The organism is Halorubrum sp. B53 (assembly GCF_059752395.1).
Genome location: NZ_MWTH01000011.1, coordinates 24,249 through 39,463, shown reverse-complemented (window position 1 = coordinate 39,463; position 15,215 = coordinate 24,249). Strand labels below are relative to the sequence as shown.

Below are 15,215 nucleotides of genomic sequence, written 5' to 3'. Positions count from 1 at the left end.
GGCTCGCGAGCGGCGGGGGCGAGCTGGAGCCCGGCCACGTGATCACCGTCGAGCCGGGCCTGTACGATCCCGAGGTCGGCGGCGTCCGGATCGAGGACCTCGTGGTCGTCACCGAGGACGGGTACGAGAACCTCACGGAGTACCCGATCGCGTTCGAGGTCTGACGGGTCCCCGTCACCGGTCTCGTCGCCGTCGCCGATCTCGTCGCCGTCGCCGATCTCGTCGCCGTCGCCGATCTCGTCGCTGTCGCCGATCTCGTCGCTGTCGCCGATCTCGTCGCCGCTCGGTGGTCGATCGCACACCACAGCCGGCCCGGCTGGCCGCGACCGGAACCCGCTTCCACCCGGGTCGAGAACGACGACCGTGAACTGGCGGTACCGGCACACGGCGCTCACGCTCTGTACGCTCGCGTTCACCGCGACGATGGTCGCGCGGCTGGCCATCAGTCCGTTGGTCCCGCAGATCACGGCGCGGTTCGGCGTCACGAACGCGACGGTCGGGCTCGCCCTCTCGGGGATGTGGCTGGCGTACGCGCTGGCGCAGTTCCCCTCCGGCGTGCTCGGCGACCGCTACGGGGAGCGCGCCGTCATCCTGACGGCCGTGGGCGCCACCGCGGTCGCCTCGCTGCTGATCGCCGTCTCCCCGTCGATCGCTGTCTTCATGCTGTTCACCGTGTTGCTCGGCGCGGGCGCCGGCCTCCACTACTCGGTTGCGACGACGTTCCTCGCCAAGCAGTACGACGACATCGGCCGCGCCATCGGCGTCCACGTCGCGGGCGGCCCGATCGCGGGGCTCGCCGCGCCGCCGGTCGCCGCGCTCGTCGGCTCGCGGTACGGCTGGCGGGCCGGCGTCCTCCTCGGCGTCGCCGTCGCAGTACCCGTGTTCGCCCTGTTCGCGTGGCGGGTGCGGCCCACCGAGCCGATCCGTCCCGATCAGCCGCTGCGGGAGCGGTTCGCGCTCGCGCCCCTGGTCGAACTGCTCTCGCGGCCGTCGATCCTCTACACGACCGCGCTGGCGACGATGGGGGCGTTCACGTGGCAGGCGACCGCCTCCTTCCTCCCGACGTTCCTGGAGGTCGGCGGCGGGCTCTCGACGGCGCTGTCGGCGCTGCTGTTCTCGCTGTACTTCCTCGTCCACGGCAGCACGCAGCCGGTCACGGGCTCGCTCTCCGACCGGTTCGGCCGCGACGCGACCGCGATGGGGACGATGAGCGCCGGCATCGTCGGCTACGGGCTCCTGGTCGCGACGGCGCGGTTCGACCTCGGCCTCGGCCCGACGGTCGCGGCCGTCGGCTTCGTCGGCGTCGCGATGTCGTGGGGGGCGCCCGTCCAGTCCCGGTTCATGGACCTGCTGTCCGACGAGGAGCGTGGCGCCGGGTTCGGCCTCGTCCGGACCGCGTACATGGTGATCGGGGCGTCGGGAAGCGTCGTCGTCGGAACGATCTCAGACGTCGCGGGGTGGGAGGCCGCGTTCGGGCTACTCGCGGGCGTGATGGCGCTCGGGCTGGCCGCGCTGCTCGCGAATCGACTGTTGCGGCTCGGTTACTGACCGATCGGCCGTCGGTCGGGCAGTCGAATCTGCCTACAGCCGGTCGTCCTCTAAGCTCCCGGGGTCCTCGGCGGTGTCGAACATGTTGTTCTCCGCGCCGTCGAGCATCTCGTCGCGCGGCTCCTCGTCGACGACGGAGACGTTGTACGCCTCGATCCCGGAGGCGATGAGGTCCTCCGCGGCCTGCTCCTCGGAGACGAACTCCTGTTCGGCGAGCTGCTGGAACTCCGCGTAGACGTCGTCCGAGAGGTTCAGTTCGAAGGTTGGCATACCCCCTCGTTCCGGCCGGACGCTTTTAAGCGTTCCCTCGTTCGCGGTGCGCGACGAGCCCCGGAAGCGGAGCGAGCGCGGACGTGGTCTCGGACGGCGCGCTCGGGTCACACGTTGATAACGCGCTCGGGTCACACGTTGATAACGCGCTCGGCTCACACGTCGGGTTCCGCGGGGGGTCCGATCTTCCGTCTGCGGGCGATATCCGACGCGTTCCGAGTCTGTGAACGGACTCCAACCTTTTTGAGACCCCTCGTCGTAGGCGCGACCACCGTGACCGACACGATCCAGGTCCAAGTGGCGGCCGCAACCTGCGATCGCTGTCCCGTAACGGCGCTGTCCGAGCGGACGACCCTGCGGGCGGTCCGGGTCGACCCAGACGACGCGCGCGTCGACTTCGTCGCGGACGACAGCCCCGCCGACGCGCCGAGCGAGCTGGACCTGCTGGAGTTCGCCGGGCGGGCTCACGGCCGGTACGAACTCGGGCGCGGGGGCGCCGATCGCGAACCCCGCACCGGCGGCGACGAGGGTGACGGCGAGCGCGGGGACCACGACCCCTCCGACCCCGACACGACGTCGACACCCTCGGACGGCGGCTGCACCGCCTGCGCCTGTGCCGGGCTCCCGTCGGCGTTCTCCGGCTTCCCGGTGTCGCCGCGCGAGACGCTGATCGAAGAGGGGGAGCTGCTCGCCACCTTCGTGTTGACCGGGTACGGGGAGCTGCAGGCGATCGTCGACGCGTTCGGCGGCGCGGAGGTCCGCCGGATCCTCGTGGATCGGGACACGAACGACGGTCGGCCGGACGTGGTCCCGGTCGACCTCTCCGACGTGACGGAGCGACAGGCGACCGTCGCCGCCGTCGCGGTCGAGAAGGGGTACTTCGGTCCGGACGGCGCCACGGCCGACGAGATCGCCGCCGAGCTCGGGGTAGCCAAATCGACCGTCTCGGAACACCTCCGGCTCGTGACGGCCACCGTGCTGTCCCAGCTGTTCGGCGAGGGTATTTAAATCGCCGAATAGTTCGGGAGTAGCTAGTTGTTCGTTTCCGATCCTAGGATACAGTATGTCACGTCTCTGTGTACCGTAATTAACCGTCCACCGGACGCCCGCGAGGCATCGAGAGCCCACGAGCGATCGCCGCGGCGGACGGCGGGCCGGCGCCGCGGGGCCGCGTGCGTACCGCCGAGCCGGCTCAACGACACAAGACACTACACACACCTATGGACAGACGAACGATCGCGATCCTCCTCATCGTGCTCGCCGTGCTGCTGCCGACGTGGTACGTCGGCCTCCACGGCGAGCCGCCCTCGGAGGAGGTCAGGATCGACCAGAGCGTGAGCGAGATGCAGCCGCTGGAGGGGTTCGTCGACGCGCCGAACAAGCTCTCACCGAGTCAGGTCGGGGTGATCGTCTGGGTCGCCCTGCTGGGGCTGTTGGGGGCCATGGCCTTTTTCCACCGCTTCATGAACCGAGCCGCCCGCCCCGACGCGAGCGGCGGGGGTCCGAGCGATACCGGCGGCGCGGACGACCCGGCCGCGGCCGACGGCGGGCTCGACGGACCGCCGCCGGACGGGACGAACCGGGCGACGTTCCCCTGGTTCGAGACGGAGGACCGGTGGGTCGTCCAGTACCACGACGCGAGCGACGCCATCGAGGGGCTCGTCGCGATGGGGGGGCTCACCGTCCTCGCTATCGTCTTCTCGGCGCTGCTGACGGCCGAGTACCTCACCCTGGCGCGCACCCAGTACTTCGGCGTGTACGCCTTCGGGCTGTTCATGTCGCTGCTGGGCTCGACGGTGTCGTACTACGCCTGGTTCATGCCCCACGTCGAAGTCGCCGAACGGAGGGACCACTGATGGGAGACGACGCACCCGACACACGACCGACGGGAGACGGAATCGACGCCCCGCCGAGCGCCGGCCCTCGCGAGCGCGAGGCGCCCGGCGGGCGTACCGATGTCGACGCGTCCGACGCCGACGCTTCCGACGCGTCCGACGCCGAGGGAGAACTGTGCGACGCCTGCCCGGAGAACGACGGCGGGCCCGCCGTCGACCCGAGTATCTTCCGGCCGTTCTGGAAGGACGCGCGCGCCGAACTCAAGCGCCGCGACTACGCGAAGGTCCTCGCGACGGTCGGCGGGATCACGGCGGTCGGAAGCCTCGCCGCGCCCGTCGCGGGGCTCACGCGGGTGTTCGAGCGCAAGTATCAGGGCCCGGTGTACGAGGCGGGGATCCCCCTCGTCGACGAGGCGGGCGAGCGGATCGCGGAGGACCGCATCGCCCCCGGCGAACAGCTCACGGTATTCCCGGAGCCGCGCCCGGGGGTAGAGGACGCCCCGACGCTGCTCGTGCGCTTCGAGGAGTCGGCGTATAGCGACCAGGTGCGCGACGAGTACACCGTCGGCGGGTACGCCGCGTTCTCGAAAGTGTGCACCCACGCCGGCTGCATGGTCGCCGACCGCGACGGCGACGTGCTCGTCTGTCCGTGCCACTCCGGGCGGTTCGACCCGGTGACGGGCGCGCAGGTCGTCGGGGGGCCGCCGCCGCGAGCGCTGCCGCAGCTCCCGATCACGCTCTCGGGCGACGGCTACCTCGTCGCGACCGGGGACTTCCAGGGGCCGGTCGGCCCCGGGGGGGAGTGATGTCCCGGATCGACGCGGCGGTCGATCGGGCCGAGTCCGCGTACGACTGGGCCGACTCGCGCCTGGGTCTGGGGGAGGGGAGCGACTTCCTCGGGAAGGCGTTCCCCGCGGAGGACTCCTTCCTCCTCGGCGAGGTCGCGCTGTTCTGTTTCGGGATCCTCGTCGCGACTGGAACGTTCCTCGCGTTCTTCTACGAACCGAGCACGACCGCCGTCGAGTACAGCGGGAGCGTCGTGCAGTACCAGGGGCAGGAGCTGCCGGCGGCGTTCACGAGCGTCCTCTACATCACCTACGACGTGCCGTTCGGGATGTTCCTGCGGCGCATGCATCACTGGGCGGCACATCTGTTCGTCGCTTCGATCGCCTTGCACATGCTCCGCGTCTTCTTCACCGGCGCGTACCGGAACCCGCGCGAGCCGAACTGGCTCGTCGGGACCGGCCTCGCCGGGCTGGCGATGTTCGCGGCCTACACCGGCTACTCGCTCCCGTACGACGAGTTCGCGAGCACGGCGGTCGGCATCGGCTACAACGTCGCCGCCTCGATCCCGATCGTCGGCGACCCGCTCGCGAGCATCGTCTTCGGCGGTCAGTTCCCGACGAGCGCGACGATCCCGCGGCTGTTCTTCCTGCACGTCTTCCTCATCCCGGCCGCGATCGGAGGGCTCATCGCCGTCCACATGGCGATCCTCGTCCGACAGAAGCACACCGAGGCGCAGCGCGACGGGGACGTGGCCGCCCCGGGAGCGGGGGACGGCACCCCGCACGCGACCGGGGAAGCGCCGAGCGGGAGCGGAGGGCCCGAAACGACCGACGGGGGCGCCCGTCTCATCGACCGCGACGACGACAGCGTCGTGATCGGGCTGCCGGCGTTCCCGAATCAGGCCGCGGTGAGCGCGGTCGTGTTCTTCCTCACGATGGCCGTGCTCTCGCTGCTCGCCGGGCTGCTCCCCGTTCACAACATCGCTCAATACGGACCGAACGACCCGGCGTCGACGCCGTCGCTCGTCATGCCGGACTGGTTCCTGATGTGGGGGTACGGGTTCCTGAAGCTCACCCCCTCGTGGATGAGCTTCGACGTGCTCGGGATCCACGTCAGTTCGGAGTTCGTGGGCGGGCTGCTCCTCCCGAGTCTGGTGTTCGTCGCCGTGGCGGTCTGGCCGTTCATCGACCGCGCGGAGGAGCCGGAGCACTTCACGCGGAACTACCTCGACCGACCGTTCCCGACCGCGGTCGGCATCGTCGGCGTCACGCTCGTCATGATCGCGTCTATCGCCGGCATGGACGTGATCCTCGCCGAGATCCTCGGCACGTCGACGGCCGCGCTCCGTCCCTACCTGATCGCCGCGATCGTGCTCGTTCCCGCCGCGGCCGGCACCCTCACCTACGCCGTCCTCGGCGGCTTCGGGGACGACTCGGAGGGGGGCCCGCCCTCGGGGGACGACGAGGGGCCGCCGGAACCGAGCCGCGACGACTCGCCGACGCGAACGGGGGGGTCGGACGATGACTGAGTCGAGCGGGACTCGGCTGGCGGAGCTGTCGCCGCGTCGGTACCGCTGGGCGGATCGAGCGACGAAACTGGCCGGCGTGGGGCTGATCGCCGCCGGACTCGACGCGGGCGGCGGCACGCTCGCGGGCGTCGCGTTCGCGGCGCTCGGCGTCGCGCTCGGCCTCGCGACCGTTCTCATCGACAAACAATGACTGACACGACAGACACGACGGGCGAATCGACACGCGACGAGGCCGGCACCGCGCGCCGCGACTTCCTGAAGGGAGTCGGAGCGGCGGCCGCCGTCGGCGCCACCGGGCTGGGATCCGCGCAGGATCTCACCGAGATGAACACACTGGATGTGGTCGACGACCCGATCGGTAACTACCCGTACCGCGACTGGGAGGACCTCTACCGCGAGGAGTGGGACTGGGACGGCAAGGCCCGTTCGACGCACAGCGTCAACTGCACGGGCAGCTGCTCGTGGCAGGTGTACACGCGGAACGGGCAGGTGTGGCGCGAGGAGCAGGCCGGCGACTACCCCCGCTTCGACGAGTCGCTTCCCGACCCGAACCCGCGCGGCTGTCAGAAGGGGGCGTGCTTCACCGACTACGTGAACGCCGACCAGCGCGTCACGCACCCGCTCCGCCGGACCGGCGAGCGGGGAGAGGGTAAGTGGGAGCGGATCTCCTGGGACGAGGCGCTCACCGAGATCGCCGAGGAGGTCATCGACGCCGTCGAGGACGGGGAGTACGACGCGATCAGCGGCTTCACGCCGATCCCGGCGATGAGCCCCGTCTCGTTCGCCTCGGGGAGCCGCCTCGTCAACCTGCTCGGCGGCGTCAGCCACTCCTTCTACGACTGGTACTCCGACCTCCCGCCGGGCCAGCCGATCACGTGGGGGACCCAGACCGAGAACGCCGAGAGCGCCGACTGGTACAACGCCGACTACATTATCGCGTGGGGCTCGAACATCAACGTCACGCGGATCCCCGACGCGAAGTACTTCCTCGAAGCGGGGTACGACGGCGCCAAGCGCGTCGGGATCTTCACCGACTACAGCCAGACGGCGATCCACTGCGACGAGTGGATCGGTCCCGATCCCGGCAGCGACACCGCGCTCGCGCTCGGGATGGCCCGCACCATCGTCGACGAGGGGTTGTACGACGAGGGGCATTTAAAAGAGCAGACGGACATGCCGCTGCTCGTCCGCGAGGACACCGGGAAGTTCCTCCGCGCGAGCGAGGTGTCCGGGCTCGACGTCGACGCCGACCGCCCGGAGAAGGTGTTCGTCATGCAGGACGCCGACGGCGGTCTCCGGACGGCGCCCGGCTCGCTCGGCGAGCGGGACGGACAGCACGACCACTCCCTGAGCATCGAGCTCGACTTCGACCCCGACCTCGACGCCGAGCGCACGGTTCAGACGACCGACGGCGCGGTCGAGACCCGCACCGTCTGGCTGAACCTCCGCGACGAGCTGTCGGAGTACACTCCCGAGGTGGTCAACGAGATCACCGGCGTCGGGAGGCAGACACACCAGAAGATCGCCCGCGAGTTCGCCGAGGTCGACCGCGCGAAGATCATCCACGGGAAGGGGGTCAACGACTGGTACCACAACGACCTCGGCAACCGCGCGATCCAGCTGCTCGTCACGCTCACCGGGAACCTCGGTCGACAGGGGACGGGCCTCGACCACTACGTCGGCCAGGAGAAGATCTGGACGTTCAAGGGGTGGAAGAACCTCTCGTTCCCGACCGGAAGCGTCCGGGGCGTCCCGACGACGCTGTGGACGTACTACCACGCCGGGATCATGGAGAACACGGACCCGGAGACCGCGGCGAAGATCCGGGAGTCGATCGATAAGGGGTGGATGCCGCTGTACCCGAGCGAGCGCGACGACGGCAGCCGTCCGGACCCCAGACTCATGTTCGTCTGGCGCGGGAACTACTTCAACCAGGCCAAGGGGAACATCGCCGTCGAGGAGGAGCTGTGGCCGAAGCTCGACCTGGTCGTCGACATCAACTTCCGGATGGACTCGACGGCGCTCAACAGCGATATCGTCCTTCCGACGGCGAGCCACTACGAGAAGCACGACCTGTCGGTGACGGACATGCACACGTACGTCCACCCGTTCACGCCGGCGGTCGAGCCGCTGGGCGAGTCGAAGACGGACTGGCAGATCTTCCGCGAGCTCGCCGCGAAGATCCAGGAGCTCGCCGAGCAGCGCGGCACGGAGCCGGTGTCGGACCGGAAGTTCGACCGCGAGATCGACCTCCAGTCCGTTCACGACGACTACACGCGCGATTGGATCGACAACGAGCCCGGCGCGCTGGCCGAGGACAAGGCGGCCGCGGAGTTCATTCTCGAGAACTCCGAGGAGTCGAACCCGGAGGGCGCCGACGAGCAGCTCACGTTCGACGACATCGAAGCGCAGCCGCGTCGCCTCCTCGAGACGGGCGACCACTGGTCGTCGGACATCGAGGAGGGCCAGGCGTACTCGCCGTGGAAAGACTACGTGCAGGACAAGAACCCGTGGCCGACGTTCACCGGACGCCAGCAGTATTACATCGACCACGACTGGTTCTTAGAGCTCGACGAGCAGCTCCCCACGCACAAAGACGGGCCGGTGCTCCAGGAGAAGTCGGAGTACCCGCTGAGCTACAACACGCCGCACAGCCGCTGGTCGATCCACTCGACGTGGCGCGACGACAGCAAGATGCTCCGGCTGCAGCGCGGCGAGCCGACCGTCTACCTCAACCCCGAGGACGCCGAGGAACGCGGGATCGAGGACGGCGACACCGTGCGGGTGTACAACGACCTCGACTCGGTCGAGGTGCAGGCGAAGATCTACCCGAGCGGGGAGCCCGGCACCGTCCGGCACTTCTTCAGCTGGGAGCGGTTCCAGTACCCCGACCGCAACAACTTCAACTCGCTCGTGCCGATGTACATGAAGCCGACCCAGCTCGTCCAGTATCCCGAGGACACGGGCGAGCACCTCCACTTTTTCCCGAACTACTGGGGCCCGACCGGGGTGAACAGCGACGTCCGGATCGAGGTCGAGCCGGTCGGGGAGGAGCCGGCGTCGCTCGACGCCGGCCCGCTCGGGGCGTCGGCGACGGGGTCTGAGTCGTCCGGTTCGGGGTCGGAGTCGACCGATTCGGGGTCGACGTCGCGCGGCGCGTTGGGTCGCGTCTCGGACCTGCTCGGAGGTGACGGCCCATGAGCAAAACCACCGACGACACGGTCCGTCAGGCCGACGACGCCGCCCGGCAGACCGACGACGGCGACGTTCCCCTCGCGGAGGGCGTGGACCATCAGGTCGCGATGGTGATGGACCTGAACAAGTGCATCGGCTGCCAGACGTGTACGATCGCGTGTAAGACCAACTGGACCGAGTCCGGGGGACGCGAGTACATGTACTGGAACAACGTCGAAACGAAGCCCGGCGCCGGCTACCCCCGCGACTGGGAGGAGATGGGCGGCGGCTGGGACGAGGACGGGCAGTCCCGGACGCCCGGCCAGCTCCCGGAGCAGGAGGACTACGGCCGCGCGTGGGAGTTCAACCACGAGGCGATCATGTACGAGGGGAGCGACGAGCCGCTCCGTCCCATGGAGAACGCGGACTGGGGGCCGAACTGGGACGAGGACGAGGGCGCCGGCGAGTACCCCAACTCCTACTACTTCTACCTCCCCCGGATCTGCAACCACTGCACCCACCCCTCCTGCGTGGAGGCGTGCCCGCGCTCCGCGATCTACAAGCGCGAGGAGGACGGGATCGTCCTCGTCGACCAGGACCGCTGCCGCGGCTACCGGTACTGCGTCGAGGGGTGTCCGTACAAGAAGGTGTTCTACAACGCGCAGACGAAGACCAGCGAGAAGTGCATCTTCTGTTACCCCCGGATCGAGGGGGAGGGACCGGAGGGCGAGGTGCGGCCCCCATCCTGTGCCGAGGACTGCCCGCCGCAGCTCCGGCACGTCGGCTTCCTCGACGACGAGGACGGGCCGATCTACAAGCTCGTGAACGAGTACGAGGTCGCCCTGCGGCTCCACCCCGAGTACCGCACGGAGCCGAACGTCTACTACATCCCGCCGTTCGCGCCGCCGCAGACGTCGGAGAGCGGCGAGACGGTGGACGCGGAGCGCATCCCGCGCAACTACCTGGAGGAGCTGTTCGGCCCGCAGGTGAACGAGGCGCTCAACACGATCAACCGCGAGCGCGACCGGGTCAGACAGGGCGAGGAGAGCGAGCTCATGGAGATCCTCTCGACCGTGAACAACGACGACCAGTACCGGCTGGAGGTGTTCGACGATGGAGCGTGACGCCGATCGGCCCGGCGACGACGAGGTCGACGACCGCGGAATCGGCTCGCGGGAGCTCGTCGTCGCGGCCGCGCTCGCGCTCGCCGTCGTGGCCGCGACCGCCGCCTTCCCCGCGGCCGTCGACGCGCGCGCGGCCTACGAGATCCCGGTCGAGGGACAGTCGAGCGCCGGCGACCTCGCGGAGCCGACCGGGGACGCGTGGGAGTCCGTCGAGACGGTGACCGTCCCGATGAGCAGCACCGGCGCGGCGGTGCCGGGCGGCGCCGACACCACCGTCGAGTCTGTCCGCGTCGAGGCCGCGCGGACCGACGAGCGGCTCTACCTCCGGCTGTCGTGGAGCGACCCCACGGCGAACGAGTCGACGGACTCGCTCCGCGCGTTCGCCGACGCCGCCGCGGTCCAGCTCCCCGTCGCCTCGGAGTCGCGGCCGCCGATCGCGATGGGATCGACCGACAACCGGGTGAACGTCTGGTACTGGAACGCCGCCGACGGGACGGAGTCACTGCTCGCCGGCGGCGCCGGGAGCACGACGCAGATTTCGGAGTCGGCGGTGGAGACGACCGCGACGCACACCGGCGACCGGTGGGCCGTCGTGTTCACCCGGCCGCTCTCGTCCGACCGCGCGAACGTGACCGACGTCGACCCGGATCAAGACGTGAACGCCGCGTTCGCGGTCTGGGAGGGGGGTAACGACGAGCGCTCCGGGCAGAAGGCCGCGAGCGAGTGGTACTACCTCTCGCTCGGGCCGGCCGAAGGCGGGGCCCCCTACGAGACGGTGCTGTGGGCGCTCGCCGGGGTCGCCGTCGTGTTCACCACGCTCGTGACCGTCGAGGGGATCCGCCGGACGAGGGGTGAGTGACCGTGTCGGAACCGATCGCCGAACGTGACGGTCCCGGGTTCGACGAGGGGCTCCGGACCGACGCGATCGACGAGGAGGCCGCGGCGCGCGGAAGCGTCTACGCGCTGGCGGCGGCGGCCTTCGCCGAGCCGAGCGGCGGCATCCACGAGCGGTTCGCGGACGGCTCGCTCGACGAGTCGATGGCGACGCTCGTCGACCGGACCGGCCTCGACGTTGACCCGCCCGACCTGACCGTGGCGGACGACCGCGAGACGCTCGCGGCCCGGTACAACGACCTGTTCGTCATCGGCTACTCCGAGGTGATCGACGGGACGGACGGAACGGTCGAGAACCAGGGACCGCCGGCCTCCCTGTACGAGTCGACGTACCGCTCCGACGTGTCGTGGAACGACGTGAACCTCGACCTCGCTCGGGCGTACGAGCACTTCGGCTGCGAGGTCGGCGGCGACGAGCGCCGCCACCACGACCACGTCCGCCTGGAGCTCGAGTTCGCGGGGTATCTCTGTCGCCTGGCCGCCGCGGGCGACGACGCGTCGGGAGACGCGGAGCCCGCGAACCTCGACCGCGCCCGACTGGACTTCCACGACCGCCACCTCTCCGTCCTCGCGTCGGGGCTTCGGACGGCCCTGGACGAGGAGCCCGGCACGAGCGTCTACGGTCGCCTCGCGCGCTTCCTCGACGCCTTCGTCGCCGCCGACGTCGACGACCTCGCGGAGCGTCTCGACGCCGGTGCGGGGGGCGACCGCGAACACGCGGTCACCGACGGTTCGGACGGGGGTGAGCGGTCGTGAGCTCACCGACCGAATGGGCGAACGGGCGGACGACGCCGTCGGCACCGATCGGTCGCCTCGGCGGTCGCGTGGGGTCGATCGGCCTGCTCGCCGCCGTCGGCGTCGGCGTCGCGACCGCGGTCCGCGTGCTGTACAACGCGCCGTTCGAACCGGCCGGGTTCGCGTCGGGGTTGGTACCGGTCACCGGGACGGTCGCGGCGCTCGCGAGCGGCGTCGCGCTCGCCGTTGTCGCGCTCTCGGCGGACCGTTCCGCGGTCCGCGTCGGGCTCCTGTTCGCCGGGGTGTTCGGCGTGCTCGCGACGGCGTCCGACGCGGCGACCGTCGCCGCGGCCGTCGCGATCCCGGGCGGCGCCGCGGTCGCGTTCGCCCGCGCGCTGGGACCGCCGTCGACCTACTTCGAGCTCCGGCGCGCCGTCCTCGCGCTGGCGTTCGCGCTCGCCGCCGGACTCTCGCTCGCCGCGACGGCCGGGATCGCCGGCCCCGCCGTCCGATCGGCCGGGTCCGTCGCCTTCCTCGGGGGAGTGACGCTGCTCGTCGTGCGGGCCGAGGGCGACCCCGTCGCGCTCGTCGCGGGCGCGACCGCGTTCGCGGGGGTCGTTCTCGCGAGCGCCGCCGCGCCGTACGTCACCGGGAGCGCGCTGCTCGTCGGGTTCGCGGTCGTCGGGAGCCCGCACCTGCTCGCCGCGACCGCGGCGTTCGGCGGGGTCGCCGCCGCCGTCGCCGGGCTCCGCGAGGGCGACGCGTGGCTCGCGATCGGCGCGGTCCTCCTGGTTCTCGCGGGGGTCCCCGCGACGCCGGGAGCCGCGACCGCCGTCTGTCTCGGCGCCGCGCTCGCGACCCTGGGCGCCGAGGAGCTCCTCGGCGAACCGGGCGGGCCGGACTCGGCTGATCCGACGACCGAGAACGGGGTGAGCGCCCGATGAGGGACCCGGAGGAGGCGACGGACGGGCCGACTGACCCCCGCGTCCACCCCGAGGAGAGCCCGGGGTTCGGCGAGGAGCCGGACGGGCTCGAGGACATCGAGGTGAGCCGCGACGTGACGATCGGCGACGCGAGCCCGCGAGAGCTGCAGGCGACGGACACGGCCCCGCTCCGCGGGACCGACACGGCCGCGAAGATCGAGGACCTCGTCGACGGCGACCCGGTCGAGCGCCGACGGGCGGCGCTGGCGCTGGGCGATGGGCGACCGAGCGAGGCCGCCGTCGACGCGCTGATCGAACACGGCCTCGCCGACGCCGACGCCGACGTGCGCCAGTTCGCCGTCGAGGCGCTCGGCGAGCTCGGCGGCCAGCGGGCGGGCGAGGCCGCGGTCGCGGCGTGTGACGACTCCGACCCGTGGGTCCGCGCCGAGGCCGTCGTCGCGCTCGACCGGATCGACCGCGGCGAGTACGCGGCGACAATCGAGGCGGCGCTGGACGACGACCACCACGCGGTCGTCAGAAACGCGATGGTCTCGCTGTTCAAAAGCCGCGGCGAGGCGCTGCGCCCGGTCCTGCTCGAGCTGTCGCACGCGGAGAGCGAGCGGCTCAGGGAGTGGGCCGTCCACCTGCTCGCCGGCGTCGACGACGAGCGCGCGCTCGAACGCCTCGAAGCGGTCGCGGCCGACGAGACGGAGCCGAAGGTCGTGCGGAGCACCGCCGCCCGCGCCATCGACGCCGACCCCGGGAAGTTCCGGCGGCAGTTCAGCGGCGGCACCGAGAACGACAGCGCCGACCTGCCCGGCGAGAGCACGCTCAACCGGAGACCGGACCTGTGAAGCGACTTCGAAACGCCGACGCCGACCACACCACCATGACAGATCCCACCGTTGACACGCCCGACGACGCAGACGCCGCCGACGAACCGACCGATCACGAGTCGCCAGCCGACGCCGTGGAGGCCGAGCTCCGGAAGGTCCGCGACCCGGACGCCGGCGTGAGCGTGTTCGAGGCGGGCGTCGTCGAGGACGTCGCGGTCGACGACGGCGCCGCGACGGTCACCGCGGACCTGCGCGAGTTCCCCCGTGACGCGGCCGAGCGAGTGTCGGCCGCCATGGTCCGGGCCGCCTCCGACGCGCCGGGGGTGTCGAACGCGCGGATCGAGCAGGTCGATCCGAGCCCGGACCTCGACGGCCGCGCGTCGGGGATGGGAACCGCGGGCCGGGTGATCGCGGTCGCGAGCACGAAGGGCGGCGTCGGGAAGACGACGGTCGCGACGACGCTGGCGTGCGCGCTCGCGGCCGGGAGTGGCGGCGAGGAGACCGACGGCGAGGACGGCGACGCCCCCTCAGTCGGCCTGTTCGACGCCGACATCTACGGCCCCAACGTCCCGGAGGTCGTCGGCGCGAGCGGCCCCGTCTACAGCGACGACGACGGGAATCCCGTCCCGGTCGACGTCGGCGGGTTGGAGGTGATGAGCGTCGGGCTGCTCTCGGACGACGGCCCGCTCGCGTGGCGGGGCGCGATGGCGCACGACGCGCTCTCGGACCTGTTCGAGACCGCCGCCTGGAGCGACCCGGACACCGTCGTCGTCGACATGCCGCCGGGGACGGGCGACGTGGCGTTGACCACCCTCCAAGAGGTGCCGGTCGACGGCGTCGTCCTCGTCACGACGCCGTTCCACGCCGCCGTCTCCGACACCGCGCGGGCACTGGAGCTGTTCGAGGAGAACGACGTGCCCGTGCTCGGCGTCGTCTCGAACATGGGGGAGTTCGTCTGCGACGAGTGCGGCACCCCCCACGACCTGTTCGGCGGCGACGACCCGATCGAGGCGCTCGATCTGCCGGTGCTCGCGGACCTCCCCTTCGATCCGGAGATGCAGTCGACGCCGGCGCCGAACGCCGACGCGCTCCCCGAGTACGCGACCGACCTCGCCGCCGCGGTCGACGAGCGGTACGACGAGGTCTGGACGGTCGACCCGCCCGAGGACGCCGTCGACCTGCGCGGTCTCGATTCGGAGACGCGTAAGGAGCGCGTCGAGGCGCGGTTCCGCGGGCTCGACGCCGGCGAGGAGTGTCTCATCGTGAGCGACCGCGACCCGGCGCCCGTCCGTGGGTTCCTGCTCGACCTGGTCGACGCCGAGGAACTCCCGAGCTTCCGCGTCAAGCGACAGAACCCGGAGACGTGGTTCGCGAAGGCGACGCGGCCGTAATCGCCCTTCTCGTTACCGTCGGACGGTTCCGTCGGTGAGACGTTTGCTCCCGGTTTCGATCGGCACGGGCACGGCGGCGATCATTTATAAAGAGTTGATGCGGTGGCGCGCGCCTCCGAGCGGCCGTTTATAAACGGCCGCGAGGAGCGCGTGCGAGGGAGGCGGCGGGCC

Annotated in this window: 15 protein-coding genes; 14 read left to right on the top strand and 1 reads right to left on the bottom strand. The window is 70.9% G+C overall.

The window, feature by feature from the left end:
• Both B4V06_RS08605 and B4V06_RS08600 read left to right on the top strand, forming a co-directional pair.
• Nucleotides 1-164: M24 family metallopeptidase (locus tag B4V06_RS08605; protein WP_498169367.1), on the top strand; the 164-nt coding region annotated here is incomplete at its 5' end.
• A 199-nt stretch (nt 165-363) separates the two neighbouring features.
• Nucleotides 364-1,548: an MFS transporter gene (locus tag B4V06_RS08600; protein ID WP_123112109.1), complete on the top strand. Its 1,185-nt coding sequence runs from the start codon at nt 364-366 to the stop codon at nt 1,546-1,548.
• A 33-nt stretch (nt 1,549-1,581) separates the two neighbouring features.
• On the opposite strand, the gene B4V06_RS08595 is transcribed toward B4V06_RS08600, so the two are convergent.
• A complete protein-coding gene (locus B4V06_RS08595; RefSeq protein WP_123112110.1) occupies nt 1,582-1,818 on the bottom strand; it encodes a DUF7120 family protein in 237 nt (78 codons plus the stop codon).
• Between the two features lie 273 nt (nt 1,819-2,091).
• Between B4V06_RS08595 and B4V06_RS08590 the strand changes: the two genes are divergently transcribed.
• The 12 genes from B4V06_RS08590 to B4V06_RS08535 all read left to right on the top strand — a co-directional run bounded on the left by B4V06_RS08590 (nt 2,092) and on the right by B4V06_RS08535 (nt 15,044).
• Nucleotides 2,092-2,826, top strand: coding sequence for a helix-turn-helix domain-containing protein (locus tag B4V06_RS08590; RefSeq protein WP_498169142.1), 735 nt, complete (start codon nt 2,092-2,094; stop codon nt 2,824-2,826).
• Nucleotides 2,827-3,038: 212 nt separating this feature from the next.
• Entirely contained in the window at nt 3,039-3,674 is a 636-nt protein-coding gene (locus B4V06_RS08585) for a hypothetical protein (protein ID WP_123112112.1), read from the top strand.
• A complete protein-coding gene (locus B4V06_RS08580) occupies nt 3,674-4,459 on the top strand; it encodes a QcrA and Rieske domain-containing protein (protein WP_498169138.1) in 786 nt (261 codons plus the stop codon). The genes B4V06_RS08585 and B4V06_RS08580 overlap by 1 nt, the downstream gene beginning before the upstream one ends.
• Complete coding sequence (locus B4V06_RS08575) at nt 4,459-5,967, top strand: cytochrome b (RefSeq protein WP_123112114.1); 1,509 nt, start codon at nt 4,459-4,461, stop codon at nt 5,965-5,967. The genes B4V06_RS08580 and B4V06_RS08575 overlap by 1 nt, the downstream gene beginning before the upstream one ends.
• On the top strand, nt 5,960-6,157 hold the full coding sequence (locus B4V06_RS08570) for a DUF8120 family protein (RefSeq protein WP_123112115.1): 198 nt from the start codon (nt 5,960-5,962) through the stop codon (nt 6,155-6,157). The genes B4V06_RS08575 and B4V06_RS08570 overlap by 8 nt, the downstream gene beginning before the upstream one ends.
• On the top strand, nt 6,154-9,168 hold the full coding sequence (gene narG / locus B4V06_RS08565) for a nitrate reductase subunit alpha (protein WP_498169133.1): 3,015 nt from the start codon (nt 6,154-6,156) through the stop codon (nt 9,166-9,168). The genes B4V06_RS08570 and narG overlap by 4 nt, the downstream gene beginning before the upstream one ends.
• Nucleotides 9,165-10,265 carry a nitrate reductase subunit beta gene (narH, locus tag B4V06_RS08560; protein ID WP_123112117.1) on the top strand — a complete coding sequence of 367 codons (1,101 nt, stop codon included), beginning with the start codon at nt 9,165-9,167 and terminating at the stop codon, nt 10,263-10,265. The genes narG and narH overlap by 4 nt, the downstream gene beginning before the upstream one ends.
• On the top strand, nt 10,255-11,124 hold the full coding sequence (locus B4V06_RS08555; protein ID WP_123112118.1) for an ethylbenzene dehydrogenase-related protein: 870 nt from the start codon (nt 10,255-10,257) through the stop codon (nt 11,122-11,124). Before narH ends, B4V06_RS08555 begins: the two co-directional genes overlap by 11 nt.
• Nucleotides 11,121-11,915: a molecular chaperone TorD family protein gene (locus B4V06_RS08550; protein WP_498169128.1), complete on the top strand. Its 795-nt coding sequence runs from the start codon at nt 11,121-11,123 to the stop codon at nt 11,913-11,915. Before B4V06_RS08555 ends, B4V06_RS08550 begins: the two co-directional genes overlap by 4 nt.
• Nucleotides 11,912-12,838 carry a DUF8068 family protein gene (locus tag B4V06_RS08545; RefSeq protein WP_498169125.1) on the top strand — a complete coding sequence of 309 codons (927 nt, stop codon included), beginning with the start codon at nt 11,912-11,914 and terminating at the stop codon, nt 12,836-12,838. Before B4V06_RS08550 ends, B4V06_RS08545 begins: the two co-directional genes overlap by 4 nt.
• Entirely contained in the window at nt 12,835-13,671 is an 837-nt protein-coding gene (locus tag B4V06_RS08540; protein WP_498169122.1) for a HEAT repeat domain-containing protein, read from the top strand. The genes B4V06_RS08545 and B4V06_RS08540 overlap by 4 nt, the downstream gene beginning before the upstream one ends.
• Nucleotides 13,672-13,706: 35 nt before the next feature.
• A complete protein-coding gene (locus tag B4V06_RS08535) occupies nt 13,707-15,044 on the top strand; it encodes a P-loop NTPase (protein ID WP_498169365.1) in 1,338 nt (445 codons plus the stop codon).
• The last annotated feature ends 171 nt before the right edge of the window (nt 15,045-15,215 follow it).

Bases quoted from the DNA above. Each gene is read 5' to 3' on its own strand.
- B4V06_RS08570 (WP_123112115.1), top strand. From the start codon at position 5,960: ATGACTGAGTCGAGCGGGACTCGGCTGGCGGAGCTGTCGCCGCGTCGG.
- B4V06_RS08585 (WP_123112112.1), top strand. From the start codon at position 3,039: ATGGACAGACGAACGATCGCGATCCTCCTCATCGTGCTCGCCGTGCTG.
- B4V06_RS08575 (WP_123112114.1), top strand. From the start codon at position 4,459: ATGTCCCGGATCGACGCGGCGGTCGATCGGGCCGAGTCCGCGTACGAC.
- B4V06_RS08535 (WP_498169365.1), top strand. From the start codon at position 13,707: ATGACAGATCCCACCGTTGACACGCCCGACGACGCAGACGCCGCCGAC.
- B4V06_RS08540 (WP_498169122.1), top strand. From the start codon at position 12,835: ATGAGGGACCCGGAGGAGGCGACGGACGGGCCGACTGACCCCCGCGTC.
- B4V06_RS08555 (WP_123112118.1), top strand. From the start codon at position 10,255: ATGGAGCGTGACGCCGATCGGCCCGGCGACGACGAGGTCGACGACCGC.
- narG (WP_498169133.1), top strand. From the start codon at position 6,154: ATGACTGACACGACAGACACGACGGGCGAATCGACACGCGACGAGGCC.
- B4V06_RS08595 (WP_123112110.1), bottom strand. From the start codon at position 1,818: ATGCCAACCTTCGAACTGAACCTCTCGGACGACGTCTACGCGGAGTTC.
- narH (WP_123112117.1), top strand. From the start codon at position 9,165: ATGAGCAAAACCACCGACGACACGGTCCGTCAGGCCGACGACGCCGCC.
- B4V06_RS08580 (WP_498169138.1), top strand. From the start codon at position 3,674: ATGGGAGACGACGCACCCGACACACGACCGACGGGAGACGGAATCGAC.